This is a genomic window from Streptomyces cinnabarinus, assembly GCF_027270315.1.
In the GTDB taxonomy this organism is placed as follows: Bacteria; Actinomycetota; Actinomycetes; order Streptomycetales; family Streptomycetaceae; genus Streptomyces; species Streptomyces cinnabarinus.
Genome location: NZ_CP114413.1, coordinates 5503779 through 5517027 on the forward strand (window position 1 = coordinate 5503779; position 13249 = coordinate 5517027).

The 13249-nt window shown below is 69.6% G+C and carries 13 protein-coding genes and 1 pseudogene; 3 read left to right on the top strand and 11 right to left on the bottom strand.

Going from position 1 to position 13249, the window contains the following annotated elements; all coding sequences use genetic code 11:
• Positions 1–124: 124 nt before the first annotated feature.
• Positions 125–1478 (top strand): annotated as a pseudogene (locus STRCI_RS25050) (ABC transporter substrate-binding protein).
• Here the strand turns inward: STRCI_RS25050 and STRCI_RS25055 are convergent.
• Both STRCI_RS25055 and STRCI_RS25060 read right to left on the bottom strand, forming a co-directional pair.
• A complete protein-coding gene (locus tag STRCI_RS25055) occupies positions 1475–2935 on the bottom strand; it encodes a sensor histidine kinase (protein WP_269661202.1) in 1461 nt (486 codons plus the stop codon). The pseudogene STRCI_RS25050 and the gene STRCI_RS25055 overlap by 4 nt on opposite strands.
• The gene (locus STRCI_RS25060; RefSeq protein ID WP_269661203.1) at positions 2932–3621 is read right to left on the bottom strand and encodes a response regulator transcription factor; all 690 of its coding nucleotides are present in this window, start codon (positions 3619–3621) and stop codon (positions 2932–2934) included. Before STRCI_RS25060 ends, STRCI_RS25055 begins: the two co-directional genes overlap by 4 nt.
• 168 nt (positions 3622–3789) lie before the next feature.
• Between STRCI_RS25060 and STRCI_RS25065 the strand changes: the two genes are divergently transcribed.
• Positions 3790–6168 carry an MMPL family transporter gene (locus STRCI_RS25065; RefSeq protein WP_269664635.1) on the top strand — a complete coding sequence of 793 codons (2379 nt, stop codon included), beginning with the start codon at positions 3790–3792 and terminating at the stop codon, positions 6166–6168.
• A 5-nt stretch (positions 6169–6173) separates the two neighbouring features.
• Here the strand turns inward: STRCI_RS25065 and STRCI_RS25070 are convergent, their stop codons facing one another.
• From STRCI_RS25070 to STRCI_RS25090, 5 genes are all read right to left on the bottom strand, one after another.
• Positions 6174–6908: a TetR/AcrR family transcriptional regulator gene (locus tag STRCI_RS25070; RefSeq protein ID WP_269661204.1), complete on the bottom strand. Its 735-nt coding sequence runs from the start codon at positions 6906–6908 to the stop codon at positions 6174–6176.
• 23 nt (positions 6909–6931) lie between these two features.
• A complete protein-coding gene (locus tag STRCI_RS25075) occupies positions 6932–7903 on the bottom strand; it encodes a trypsin-like serine peptidase (RefSeq protein ID WP_269661205.1) in 972 nt (323 codons plus the stop codon).
• A gap of 102 nt (positions 7904–8005) precedes the next feature.
• Positions 8006–8461: a thiol-disulfide oxidoreductase DCC family protein gene (locus tag STRCI_RS25080; protein ID WP_269661206.1), complete on the bottom strand. Its 456-nt coding sequence runs from the start codon at positions 8459–8461 to the stop codon at positions 8006–8008.
• The gene (locus STRCI_RS25085; RefSeq protein WP_269661207.1) at positions 8458–8853 is read right to left on the bottom strand and encodes a hypothetical protein; all 396 of its coding nucleotides are present in this window, start codon (positions 8851–8853) and stop codon (positions 8458–8460) included. Before STRCI_RS25085 ends, STRCI_RS25080 begins: the two co-directional genes overlap by 4 nt.
• Before the next feature lie 103 nt (positions 8854–8956).
• Positions 8957–9367, bottom strand: coding sequence for a VOC family protein (locus STRCI_RS25090; RefSeq protein ID WP_269661208.1), 411 nt, complete (start codon positions 9365–9367; stop codon positions 8957–8959).
• Between the two features lie 67 nt (positions 9368–9434).
• On the opposite strand from STRCI_RS25090, the gene STRCI_RS25095 reads away from it, so the two are divergent.
• Positions 9435–9710 carry a hypothetical protein gene (locus STRCI_RS25095; protein ID WP_269661209.1) on the top strand — a complete coding sequence of 92 codons (276 nt, stop codon included), beginning with the start codon at positions 9435–9437 and terminating at the stop codon, positions 9708–9710.
• 75 nt (positions 9711–9785) lie between these two features.
• Here STRCI_RS25095 and STRCI_RS25100 read toward each other — a convergent pair whose 3' ends face one another.
• The 4 genes from STRCI_RS25100 to sdhC are packed head-to-tail and all read right to left on the bottom strand — an operon-like array spanning position 9786 to position 13189.
• On the bottom strand, positions 9786–10547 hold the full coding sequence (locus STRCI_RS25100; protein ID WP_269661210.1) for a succinate dehydrogenase iron-sulfur subunit: 762 nt from the start codon (positions 10545–10547) through the stop codon (positions 9786–9788).
• Entirely contained in the window at positions 10547–12301 is a 1755-nt protein-coding gene (gene sdhA, locus STRCI_RS25105; protein WP_269661211.1) for a succinate dehydrogenase flavoprotein subunit, read from the bottom strand. Before sdhA ends, STRCI_RS25100 begins: the two co-directional genes overlap by 1 nt.
• A 19-nt stretch (positions 12302–12320) precedes the next feature.
• Positions 12321–12803 carry a succinate dehydrogenase hydrophobic membrane anchor subunit gene (locus tag STRCI_RS25110; RefSeq protein ID WP_269661212.1) on the bottom strand — a complete coding sequence of 161 codons (483 nt, stop codon included), beginning with the start codon at positions 12801–12803 and terminating at the stop codon, positions 12321–12323.
• Between the two features lie 5 nt (positions 12804–12808).
• A complete protein-coding gene (sdhC, locus tag STRCI_RS25115) occupies positions 12809–13189 on the bottom strand; it encodes a succinate dehydrogenase, cytochrome b556 subunit (protein ID WP_269661213.1) in 381 nt (126 codons plus the stop codon).
• Positions 13190–13249: the final 60 nt, after the last annotated feature.

Below are 13249 nucleotides of genomic sequence, written 5' to 3' on the forward strand. Positions count from 1 at the left end.
GGTCGACCAAAACCCCCTTCCCCCGGTTGAAACCCATGTGATTAGGTGTGCCCGCCACTAGGGGAGTGGCATATGCGCTGGGGTCCGTGCGGGGCCCGGGGAGGGCACCATGCGATCGGTTCGCATGCGGGTTCTCGCGACGCTGCTCGTGCGGGCGGCCGTGGGAGCGGTCGGCCGGCAGCTGCTGCCGTCGGAGGGCGAAGAGGGCGGGACCATCACGGTCGGCACGACGGACGCGGTGACGTCGCTCGATCCGGCCGGCGCCCATGACGCCGGGTCGTGGGCGTTGTTCAGCAACGTCTTCCAGTCCCTGCTGACCTTCGAGGCCGGCGGCGCCTCACCGGTGCCGGACGCGGCGGACAGCTGCGCCTGGTCCGACAGCGGACTGCGCGTCTACCGCTGCGAGTTGCGCGAGGGGCTGACCTTTCCGAGCGGGCGGACGATGACCGCGGAGGACGTCAAGTACTCCTTCGACCGGGTCCGGGCGATCAAGTCCGACGTCGGACCCGCCTCGCTCCTCGACACGCTGGACTCGGTGGACGCCGACGGACTGACGGTCACCTTCCGGCTCTCCTCGCCGGACGCCACGTTCCCGTTCAAGGTGGCCACGGGCGCCGGTTCGATCGTCGACCGCACCAAGTACCCGAAGAACGGCCTGCGCACCGACAACGGCGTCGACGGCAGCGGGCCCTACGAGCTCTCGTCGTACCGGGGCGGGCGAGCGGGCGGTCCTGGTGCCCAACGGGGCCGGTACGAGGGGGCCGTTGAGGAGACCGGGCGGCCGGTCGAGCTGCGGTACTTCGAGGACGCGGGCCGGCTGGACCGGGCGTGGAAGGGGCGGCGGATCGATGTCGCCACCCGCCAGCTGCCGCCGGACGCGCTGGCCGAACTCGACCCCGGCGACCCGGACCAGCGGGTGTCCGAGGCGGACAGCTCCGAGGTCCACAACCTGTACCTCAACACCCGTGCCGGCTCCCCGCTGCACGATGTGCGGGTGCGGCAGGCGATGGCCTGGCTGGTCAACCGGGAGAAGCTCGCCGCGACCGTGTACCAGGGGACGGTGGATCCGCTGTACTCCCTGATCCCGACCGGGATCACCGGGCATACGACGTCGTTCTTCGACGCCTATCCCCAGCAGAACGCCGGCAGGGCGCGGGCGCTGTTGGAGAAGGCCGCCGAGCTGAAGACGCAGCTGGAGTCCGGCGGGCTGTTCAAGGTCACCCTCAAGGGTTATGAGTGGACCGATTTCCAGAAGCGGTGGGCCGCCGGGAAATTGGACGCGTACGGCGTGGGGTGGGTCGCGGACTTTCCCGACCCGGACACCTATGGCGGTCCCCTGGTCGGTACCGAGGGCACGATGAATACCGGGTACAGCGACAGTGCTGTTGATCGGCTCATTCAGAAGAGTCAGCGGTGGTGGGCAGTATTTGAGTGAGGGGACGGGGGTATTTCGGCTGTGGCGGCTGGGGTGGATCTAGATCGGCAGACTGATGGTCACCTTCAGACCCTCGCCCGGCGCCGTATCCACCCGCACCACACCCCCGTGCGCCTTCACCACCCCCTGCACTATCGCCATGCCCAATCCGCTGCCCGCGCCCCCGCCCGCCCGGAAGAAGCGGTCGAAGATGCGCGCCGCGTCCTCCTCGGCCAGCCCGGGACCTTCGTCCGCCACGCGCAGCCGTACGACGCCGTCCTCGCGCCGCACCTCCAGATGGACCGGCACTTCGGCCGGCGTATGGGTGCGGACGTTGCCGACCAGGTTGCCCAGCACCTGTCGTAGCCCGGACTCGTCGGCGCGGATCAGGAGGGCGCCCTCGGCGGTCACCGTGAGCGGGCGGTCCGGCTGCTGCACGCGCAGGTCGTCCGCCGCGTCCCGGACCAGACGGCTGACGTCGACATTGCGGAAGCGGAGTTCGGGCTGCTGGTCCAGGCGGGCCAGACAGAGCAGTTCGTCCACCAGGCGGCCCATCCGGTCGGCCTCCGCCATGACCCGCACCCAGGCGCGTTTGCGCTGGTCGGGGTCGTTGAGCATGCCCTTGTCGTAGAGCTGGAGATAGCCGCGTATCGCCGACAGCGGGGTGCGCAGTTCATGCGAGGCGTCCGCGACGAAGCGGCGGAGCTGGGCCGAGCTGTGCTCACGGGTGCGGTGGGCCAGTTCCACCTGGTGGAGCATGGAGTTCAGGGCCAGGCGGAGCTGTTCGACCTCCAGGGTCGCCTCCCGGCTGGAGGGCACCCGGCGGGTCAGATCGCCCTCCGCGATGGCCGAGGAGGTCTCCACCATGTCCTCCAGCGGGCGCATTCTGCGGCTCACGCTGATCAGAGTCAGACAGGCCAGCAGGGCCAGCAGCACGGTGCCGAAGGCCAGGTCGAGCTTGATGGCCTTGGCCATGCCCTCGTGCAGCGCGTCGGTGGAGGTGGCGATCAGCACCAGCGTGCCGTCGGAGAGACGGGCGCCGATGATCCGGTACGGCGTGTCATTCACCCGGATGTCGCGCGGCTCCGTCTCGGCGGCGAGCGCGGCGAGGGCGGCGGGGTCGTCGGAGCCGCCGGCCGCCTCGGCCACCGCACGCTGCCGTGCCGTCGGCTTCAGCGGGCCGAGGGCCGCCGGTCGGCCCGCGGTGTCGACGGCCACGAACACCGAGCCGTTCGAGCTGGGCAGGGCCTTGGCGTCGGCGCCCGTGAACTGGTCCATGGCGATGCCCAGTTCGCCCAGCGACTCGATCTGGCGCATGCTGAACCCGGCGCTCTGCAGGGCGGAGCGGGTCGCGAGGAGCTCGGAGTCGATCTTGTCCAGGAGGTAGTGGCGGGCGGCCATCAGGCTGATCGCGGTCGCCGCGATGATGCCCAGGGCCAACAACGCCACGTTCGCCAGCGTCAGCTTGGCGCGCAGCGAGTGGATGCCGCGATGCCCCCGGCCCAGGCAGCGCAGCCTCATGCCAGTCCGTAGCCCACGCCCCGCCGGGTGGTGATCACCGGCGGTCCGAGGGTGTCGAGCTTGCGGCGCAGATAGCTGATGTAGGTCTCCACGACGGTCGACTCCGGCGGGGTGTGCTCGTACTGCCAGACATGTCTGAGGAGTTGCTCCTTGGGCACGATCCGGCCGCCGTTGCGGACCAGGAAGCGCAGCAGCGCGTACTCGGTGGGGGTGAGCTCGACCGTGCGGCCCGCGCGGTGCACGGAGTACGTCGTCTCGTCCAGCTCCAGGTCGCCGTAGCGCAGTGGCGGGCGCTGCGGGAGGACGTCCTCCGCGCGGGTGCGGCGCAGGACGGCGGTGATCCGGGCGATCACCACGTCGATGTCGAACGGTTTGGTGATGTAGTCGTCGCCGAAGCCGAGGGCGCCGACGATCTCGGCGGGTGAGTCCCGCGCGGTGAGGAAGACCAGCGCCAGGTCGGGCCGCCGGGCGCGCAGTTGGCGGCCCAGGGCGCGGCCGTCGCCGTCCGGCAGCATCACGTCCAGCAGGGCCACGTCGGGCCGGGTGCGGTCGGCGAGCGCCAGGGCCTCGCGGACGGTGCCGGCGGTCATCACCTCGAACCGGTGGTAGCGCAGGGCGATGGCGAGGACGTCCGCGATGCTCTCCTCGTCCTCCACGACCAGCACGGTGCCCACAGCCGTAGTCATGTCCTCAAGTATCGGCGCGACCACTGACAGCCGGGCCGGTTCCGTGCTTTGGAGTTCCTTGAGAGTCGAGCCCGTCGCATGTCCGCGCGCGAGCCCCGCCACCGATTCTGTGTGCAGGACCTGGGGGACCGACCGACGACCGATGAAGGAGCGTTGAGGGTGGCTGCATTGGCACGGTGGTGCTATCGGCACCGGCTGGTGGTCCTGTTTCTGTGGGTGGGGGCGCTGTTCGGCCTGGGCTTCGGCGGCACCGCCGCGGGCACGGACTACGCGAATGTCTTCTCCTTGCCGGACACGGACTCCAAGAGCGCGTACGACCTGATGGAGAAGGCCTTCCCGGAGACCGCCGGTGACACCGACACGGTGGTGTGGAAGGTCGACGAGGGCTCGGCGCGGGACGCCGCCGTGACGTCCCGGATCGAGCCGGCCCTGGCGGAGATCGGCCGGATCGAGGGGGTCGGCGAGATCACCGATCCCCAGGTGAGCGAGGACGGGCGGATCGCGTACGCCCAGATCACCTTCAAGGAGCAGGCCAACGGCATCCCGAAGGAGGTGGTCGAGGACATCGTCGACATCGCGCAGGCCGCCGAACAGGACGGTCTCCAGGTGGAGCTGGGCGGCCAGGCGATCGCCCGCACCCAGGAGCCGCCGGCCGGCACCGCCGAGGCGGTCGGCATCCTCGCCGCGGCGGTCGTGCTGTTCCTGGCCTTCGGCTCGCTGTTCGCGATGCTGCTGCCGATCGTCGTGGCGGTCGCCGGGGTCGGTACCGGCATGCTCTCCACGATGCTGCTCAGCCATGTCACGGACGTGCCCGAAGTGGCCCCGCTGCTCGGCTCGTTGATCGGCCTCGGCGTCGGCATCGACTACGCCCTGTTCATCGTCACCCGGCACCGGCGCGGCATCCTGCGTGGGGTGAAGCCGGAGGAGGCCGCGGTGACGGCCCTCAACACCTCCGGGCGCGCGGTGCTGTTCGCGGGTGGCACGGTGTGCATCGCGCTGGCGGGCATGCTGGTGATGAACATGCGGTTCCTGGACGGCGTGGTCATCGCGACCTCGCTGACCGTGGTGCTCAGTGTGCTGGCCGCGATCACCCTGCTGCCCGCGCTGCTGGGCCTGCTCGGCCACCGCGTCCTCAGCCGCAGGCAGCGCCGCCGGCTGGCCGAGAAGGGACCGGAGCCGGACGAGGCGAGCGGGCTCGCGGCGCGCTGGTCGACGTACGTCCAGAAGCGGCCGCGGTCGATCGCGGCGGGCGCGCTCGTCGTGATGGCGGTACTGGCGCTGCCGGTGCTGTCGATCCGGCTCGGCGCCACCGACCAGGGCAACCACCAGGAGTCCACGACCACCCGGCAGGCCTACGACCTGCTCGCCGAGGGATTCGGCCCCGGCTTCAACGGCCCGCTCCAGGTGGTCGTCGACGGCCCGGCGCCCGAGTCGCTCGTCACCGCCATCTCGTCCACCGAGGGAGTGGCCCAGGCGGTCGCCGTGCCGCCCGCCAACGGCGTCTCGGTGATCAACGTGGTGCCGACGACGTCACCGCAGTCGGAGCAGACCGACGCCCTCATCGACCGGTTGCGCGACGACGTGCTCCCGCAGGCGGACGTCGAGGCCCATGTGGGCGGTGTGACGGCCGTGTTCAAGGACTTCGCGGAGGTCACCGGCGACCGGCTGCCGTACTTCATCGCCACGATCATCGCGCTGGGCTTCCTGCTCCTGATGGTCGCGTTCCGCTCGCTGGTGGTGCCGCTGACGGCGGCGCTGATGAACCTGATCGCGGCGGCCGCGTCCTTCGGTGTACTGGTGGCGATCTTCCAGTGGGGCTGGGGCACCGAGCTGATCGGCGTCGGCAAGGAGGGGCCGATCACCTCCTTCCTGCCGGTCATCATGCTCTCGCTGCTCTTCGGCCTCTCCATGGACTACCAGGTCTTCCTGGTCAGCCGGATGCACGAGGAGTGGGTGCACACCAAGGACAACGCCCGCGCGGTGCGGGTCGGCCTCGCGGAGACCAGCCGGGTCATCAACTGCGCCGCCCTGATCATGATCTGTGTGTTCTCCGCGTTCGTCCTCAGCGGCGACATGGAGGGCGCGATGGCGGGCATCGGCCTCGCGGCGGCGGTCGCGCTGGACGCGTTCATCCTGCGTACGGCGCTGGTCCCGGCCGCGATGCATCTGCTCGGCAAGTCCAACTGGTGGCTGCCGGCCGGGCTGGAGAAGCGGCTGCCGCATCTGGCGGTCGAGCCGAAGGAGGAGGAACCGGAGCCGGCCGTGGCGGGCGGCGCCTCGGTCGTCCACGGCTACATCCGTACGCCGGACGGCGAGCCGGTGCCCGGAGCGGCCGTCAGCCTGCTGTCCAAGGGCGGCCGCCAACTGGACCGGGTGACCTCCCTGGCGGACGGCTCCTACATCGTCTCCGTCCCGGCGCCGGGCACCTATCTGCTGGCGGCGACGGCCCCCGCGTACGGCTCACGCGCGCGGAGCGTGGTCGTCGGCGGGGAGCCGCTGGTGTACGACGTGGAGCTCGCGGAGGGCGAGCTCGACGCGGTCAACTGACGTGGCTACGGCTTCCTGCCGGGGTCCGGCATCACCTTCGTCATCCCCGGCAGGAAGTCCGTGAACAGCTCGTGCACCTCACGCACCAGCGGGCGCAGCACCCTGAAGCGGGACAGCGCCACGCCCCGCGCGGTGAGGCGGGCGCCGCGCTCGGCCAGCTTGTAGCTGCGCTCGCGGCCTTGGGTGCGGTCGAAGATCCAGTACAGGCAGAGCCCCATCTGGGACAGCCACATCAACTCCGGCAGGACGTCCCGCAGTTCCTCCGGCACCTTCGTCTTCGTGGCGCCCGCGAGCACGTCGCGGTGGACGCGGATGGCCTCCGCGCGCGCGTGCTCCGACTCCGGCGAGAAGGGGCTGAGCGGGGAGTCGGGATCGGCGGCGTTCTTGAAGAACTGCACCGCGAACTCGTGGTACGGCGTGGCGATGTCCAGCCAGGCGCGCAGCACCCCGGCCAGCCGCGCCTCCAGATCGGTCTCCCGGGCCAGGACCTCCCGGACCGCCACCTGGTGCTCGGCGGCGATCCGGTCGTAGAAGCCCTGGATCAGGTGTTCCTTGCCCTCGAAGTAGTAGTAGGCGTTGCCTACCGAGACCCCGGCCTCCTGGGCGATGGCCCGCATCGTGGTCTTGTCGTAGCCGCGCTCCTGGAACAGCCGCATCGCGGTCTCCAGGATCAGCGCGCGGGTCTGCTCGGACTTGCTGGGCGTGTCGCCCTGTTCAGGGCTGTCGTTCTTCGAGGGCACGGAGCGAGACTAACCAGTGCGGATCAGGACGACTGAGCCGCCTGGTACAGGTTCTGCGCGTCGGCCCCGAAATACGGTCCGTACATCCGGTTCGGGAAGAAGTTGTACTTGAAGCTGTTCACCGACGACAGCAGTCCGGTCCCGGTCGACTCGTTGAACTGGGTGAACCAGGGGCCGCCGCTGGAGCCGCCGGTCATGTTGCAGGTCATGCCGTGGTCGTTGGAGAGCAGGAAGTCCCGGTTGGTGGTGCCGGAGCAGTAGATGAACTTCTCCCCGTTGTAGGGGCTCGCGGCCGGGAAGCCGAAGGAGTACATGCGCAGGTTGTAGCCGGTGTTGAAGGCGAGTCCCTGTCCGCCGACGACATCCGTCAGCGACTGGCCGTTCAGCGGGGCGACGACGGCCGCGCCGATGTCGTAGTTGATGTCCTCGCTCGCCGTCCACTGCGGGGTGGACAGTGTCTTCGACGCGGTCCAGCGGCCGTAGGGGGACTGTCCGTCGTGGTAGCCGGGCACGAAGACCCAGTTGGTGTGCCAGGCGCCGTCCAGCTTCACGCAGTGCCCCGCGGTGATCACCGTGCTCTTGTTGGCGCTGGTGACGGCGTTGCCGGAGCAGGACGCGGTACGGCCCTGGTAGGTGAAGAACACCCGGCCCGCCGTGTTCACCACGGCCCCGCCGCCGGTCCAGGCGCCGCCGCCGTGCGGGAAGGCCAGGATGCCGGCGTCGGCGGAGGTGGCCGGGACGGTGGTCCGCGCGCCCTTGGCCGGCGCCGAGCCGCGCTGGCCGCCGCTCACGGAGAGCAGGTCCAGCGGCTCGGCCGCCCGCATCCGCGCCGGGGTCCAGAACTCGGCGGCCTTCTCCCGCGCCGCCGCGCCGACGGTACGGACGCCGGTGTCGGACCGGGGCCCGGCGCTCGCCGGTACGGCCAGGGCCCCGGCGGTGAGCAGCGCCGTGACGCCGACGAGAAGGGAGCGGGATATCCGGGGAATGCCTCTCACGCGTACTCCTTCTGTGGGGGTGCGGAGTGGATCGAAGCTGTCAGAAGCGTCCTCACCCGAGCCGCATTTTGGAAGGGTGCATGCCATTCCGATGGGCGAGATTCAGCCGCTCTCGCACCGGGGCGGGGCGTACGTCCAGCCGAGGTCCGGCTCGTACCGCCACCCGTCCCCCCGCTGATACGCCCGCCCGCCCCACTGCGAACCGCGCCACTTGGCGGCGGCCAGCACGGCACCCCTGGCCAGCAGCGTCCCGGCCGGAGTGCTCAGCCGGTGCGCGAGGCGCCGGTACTCACGCAGCGCCCACAGCACCACGATCCAGGCCCCCGCCGCCCGGTAGACCTGCCCGCCGTCCCCCACGACGGTGATCTCGTCCAGCGCGGAGCCGAGCCCCGGGAACCGTCGCGCCGCCTCCTCGGACCCGGCCGGCACGAACTCCAGCTCCACCAACTGCGGCTGCCGTACGAGCCAGTCGCGCAGGAAGGAGCAGAGTGAGCAGTCGGCGTCGTACAGGACGGTGAGCCGGTGCACCGGGACCACGGTGGCCGCGGCGGCGCTCACGCGCGGACCCAGTCCTGCGGCGCGACCGGCGGCACCTGCTCCCGCTCCATGACCCCGCGCCGCCGGATCTTGTTGAGGACGTAGACGTTGCCGAGGTGCATCACGCCGAGCACCAGGAGCACCACGCCGAGCTTGGTCGACAGGGCCTCGAAGATGCCGCGGGTGTCGGTGATGGTCTCGTCGTCGCTCAGGTACAGGGCGACGAAGCCGAGGTTGACGAGGTAGAAGCCGACGACCAGCAGGTGGTTGACGGCGTCGGCGAGCTGTTCGTTGCCGCGCAGGACGTCCGAGAGGAAGATCCGCCCGTTGCGGTTGAGTGTGCGGGCCACCCAGACCGTCAGGGCGATGCTGACGACCAGGTAGATGACGTAGGCGACGACCGTGCGGTCCATGCCGACCCCCTTGTTGAACGCGTTCAAAACGCTGACAGGGATGACTGTAGACCTGCCTTTGAACGTGTTCAACTCCGTTGCGGGGCCCCGCGTGAGGTCTGCGTCACGCCCTCCGGCCGAGCGCCGGGCGCTTGGAGTAGTCGGTGAGCCCGATGACGTTCCCCCAGGGGTCGGCCAGCTCGACGGTCCATCCGGTGACCACCGGGAACGGCTCGTCCAGCGGCGCGATCCCGGCTTCGGCCAGCCGCCGGGCAGCCGTTCGGGCGTCCGGCACCTCCAGCCACAGCCGGGGCGAGTGCCAGGGCGGCGGCCGGTGCTCAAGACCGTCCTCCTGCCGCAGCAGGATCCCGGGCGTCTCGCCGCCCACCTTCAGCAGCGCGATCCCCGCCTCGTCGAAGCGGAACTCCACCGTGAACCCGGCCCGTTCGTAGAACCCGACGGCCTCACCGAGGTCCCCGACGGGCAGCAGCACGTTGTCGAACCCGAGCAGTTCGTACGACTCGTCATCTGACACACAGTCAGAGTAGGTCGATGATCGGCCGGAGCCCGGCATTGTCAGTGGTGCCTCGTACAGTCGGCGTATGGCACAGGTGACCTTCGTCGACGAGACGACCATGGGGCGGCGCGAGACGGGCCCGCGGCTGGAAGTCGCCGAGCGGCGGCTGACGGTGCGGGAGCTGATCCGGCGCCGGATACGGCGGGAGGAGGACCGGCGGCTCGCGCTGAGGGCCTTCACGGCGAACGGCCTGATCGTCCTGGTCGGCGACCGCCAGGTCACCGAGCTGGACGAGGAGATCGACCTCACCGCGGACACGGAGGTCACGTTCCTGAGGCTCATACCCCTGGCCGGCGGCTGACCGACGGCCCCCGGAAAACCCGAGGGCCCCGCTCCAGGAGGAGCGGGGCCCAGCGGCGACGTACCCGAAGGGGCGTCAGAAGCGGCGGGTGATCAGGGCCTTCTTGACCTCGGCGATCGCCTTGGTGACCTCGATACCGCGCGGGCAGGCGTCCGTGCAGTTGAAGGTCGTGCGGCAGCGCCACACGCCGTCCTTGTCGTTGAGGATCTCCAGCCGCTGCTCGCCGGCCTCGTCACGCGAGTCGAAGATGAAGCGGTGCGCGTTGACGATGGCCGCCGGGCCGAAGTACTGGCCATCGTTCCAGAACACCGGGCACGAGGAGGTGCAGGCGGCGCACAGGATGCACTTCGTCGTGTCGTCGAAGCGCTCGCGGTCCTCGGACGTCTGCAGACGCTCACGCGTCGGCTCGTTGGTGTCCTTCGTGATGAGGAAGGGCATCACGTCGCGGTACGCCTGGAAGAACGGCTCCATGTCGACCACGAGGTCCTTCAGGACCGTCAGGCCCTTGATGGGCTCGACCGTGATCGGCTTCTCCGGGTTGAGGTCCTTGATCAGCGTCTTGCACGCGAGGCGGTTCTTGCCGTTGATCCGCATCGCGTCGGAGCCGCAGATGCCGTGCGCGCAGGAGCGACGGAAGGTCAGCGTGCCGTCCAGGTCCCACTTGATCTTGTGGAGACCGTCGAGGACACGCTCCTTGGGGTCGATCTCCAGCTGGAAGTCTTCCCAGGTCGCCTCGGCCGAGATCTCCGGGTTGAAGCGGCGGACCCGGAAGGTGACCGTGATGTACGGGGACGCGGCGGACTCGGCCTCCACCTTGTCCAGAACGGGGGTAGCCATCAGTACTTACGCTCCATCGGCTGGTAGCGGGTCTGGACGACCGGCTTGTAATCGAGACGGATGGACTCGGTGCCGTCGTCGCCCACCTCGCGGTACGCCATGGTGTGGCGCATGAAGTTGACGTCGTCGCGGTTGGGGTAGTCCTCGCGGTAGTGACCGCCGCGGGACTCCTTGCGGGCCAGCGCGGAGGTCGCCATGACCTCGGCCAGGTCCAGCAGGTTGCCCAGCTCGATGGCCTCCAGCAGGTCCGTGTTGAACCGCTTGCCCTTGTCCTGGATCGAGACGTTCCGGTAGCGCTCGCGCAGCTCCGCGATCTTCTCGACCGCCGTCTTGATCGTCTGCTCCGTGCGGAACACCATGACGTTGGCGTCCATGGTCTCCTGAAGCTCCTTGCGGAGCGTGGCCACCCGCTCGGTGCCGGTGGCGGTGCGCAGGTCCTCCACCTGGTCGATCACCAGCCGCGCCGGGTCCTCCGGCAGCTCGACGAACTCGGCCTTCTGGGAGTACTCGGCGGCGGCGATACCCGCGCGGCGGCCGAACACGTTGATGTCCAGGAGGCTGTTGGTGCCGAGCCGGTTGGCGCCGTGCACCGACACGCAGGCGACCTCACCGGCGGCGTACAGACCCGGAACCACGGTCGTGTTGTCGGCGAGCACCTCACCCTCGACGTTCGTCGGGATGCCGCCCATCGCGTAGTGCGCGGTGGGCTGGATCGGGATCGGGTCCGTGTACGGCTCGATGCCGAGGTAGGTCCGCGCGAACTCGGTGATGTCGGGCAGCTTGGCGTCCAGCTGCTCCGGCGGGAGGTGGGTCAGGTCCAGGTAGACATGGTCACCCTCGGGACCGCAGCCGCGGCCCTCGCGGATCTCCGTGTAGATGGAGCGCGAGACGACGTCACGGGAGGCGAGGTCCTTCATGACCGGCGCGTACTTCTCCATGAAGCGCTCGCCGTCCTTGTTGCGCAGGATGCCGCCCTCACCGCGGGCGCCCTCCGTCAGCAGGATGCCCATCCGCCAGATGCCGGTCGGGTGGAACTGGAAGAACTCCATGTCCTCCAGCGGCAGACCCCGGCGGTAGACGGCGGCCTGGCCGTCACCGGTCAGGGTGTGCGCGTTCGACGTCACCTTGAAGAACTTGCCGCAGCCGCCGGACGCGTAGATCACGGCCTTCGCCTGGAAGACGTGGATCTCGCCGGTGGCCAGCTCGTACGCCACCACACCGGCGGACTTCCTGACGCCGTCGACCTCGGTGATCAGCTGGTCCAGGACGTAGAACTCGTTGAAGAACTCCACGCCCTCCTTGACGCAGTTCTGGTACAGCGTCTGGAGGATCATGTGGCCGGTGCGGTCCGCGGCGTAGCAGGACCGGCGGACCGGGGCCTCGCCGTGGTTGCGGCTGTGACCGCCGAAGCGGCGCTGGTCGATGGTGCCGTCCGGGGTGCGGTTGAACGGCAGGCCCATCTTCTCCAGGTCGAGGACCGAGTCGATGGCCTCCTTCGCCAGGATCTCCGCGGCGTCCTGGTCGACCAGGTAGTCACCGCCCTTGACCGTGTCGAAGGTGTGCCACTCCCAGTTGTCCTCCTCCACGTTGGCCAGCGCGGCGGCCATGCCGCCCTGCGCGGCGCCCGTGTGGGAGCGGGTGGGGTAGAGCTTCGTCAGCACGGCGGTGCGGCTGCGCTTGGTGGACTCGATGGCCGCGCGCATGCCCGCGCCACCGGCGCCGACGATGACGGTGTCGTACTTGTGGATCTTCATGATTCTCGCAGCCCCGTGCCTAGCGGATGTTCGGGTCGAAGGTGAAGATCACCAGCGTGCCCAGCAGGATGGTGAACGCCGTGGCGGTGTAGAGCAGGCCCTTGAGCCACAGCCGCGTGTTCGCGCGCTCCGCGTAGTCGTTGATGACCGTGCGCAGGCCGTTGGCGCCGTGCAGCGTCGCGAGCCAGAGCATCAGCAGATCCCAGACCTGCCAGAACGGGGACGCCCAGCGGCCCGCCACGAAGGCGAAGCCGATCTTGGAGACGCCGCCGTCGAGCACCAGCTGGATGAGCAAGTGGCCGATGACCAGGACCACCAGCACGACGCCGGACAGGCGCATGAAGAGCCAGGCGGCCATCTCGAAGTTGCCCCGCGTGGACTTCGGGGTCTTCTTGGTGCGCTTGCGCGGGGCCTCGATGTAGGGGGCCGGGTTGTCGACGTTGTACCCGGCATCGCCCTCGACGGGGCTGATTCCGGACGCGGTCTTCTCAGTCGTGGACATGGGCGTCAGCTCCCGAAGAGTTCACGAGCGGCGTGGCCGAGCAGGGGGTAGATCGCCCCCAGCATCAGCACCAGCCACAGACCGACGGCGGACCAGAGCATCTGCTTCTGGTAGCGCGGGCCCTTGGACCAGAAGTCGACGGCGATGATGCGCAGGCCGTTGAGCGCGTGGAAGAGCACGGCGGCGGAGAGGCCGTACTCCATCAACGCGACGATCGGCGTCTTGTACGTCGCGACGACCTCGTCGTAGGCCTCGGGGGAGACACGCACGAGAGCGGTGTCCAGCACGTGAACGAACAGGAAGAAGAAGATGAGGACGCCGGTGACTCGGTGAGCCACCCAGGACCACATTCCTTCCCGGCCGCGGTACAGCGTTCCAGCCGGCACGGAAGTCCCTCCGGGAGCGGGGATTGGGGCCGCGCCGGCTTGTGCTGTCGGTCGGGCCCG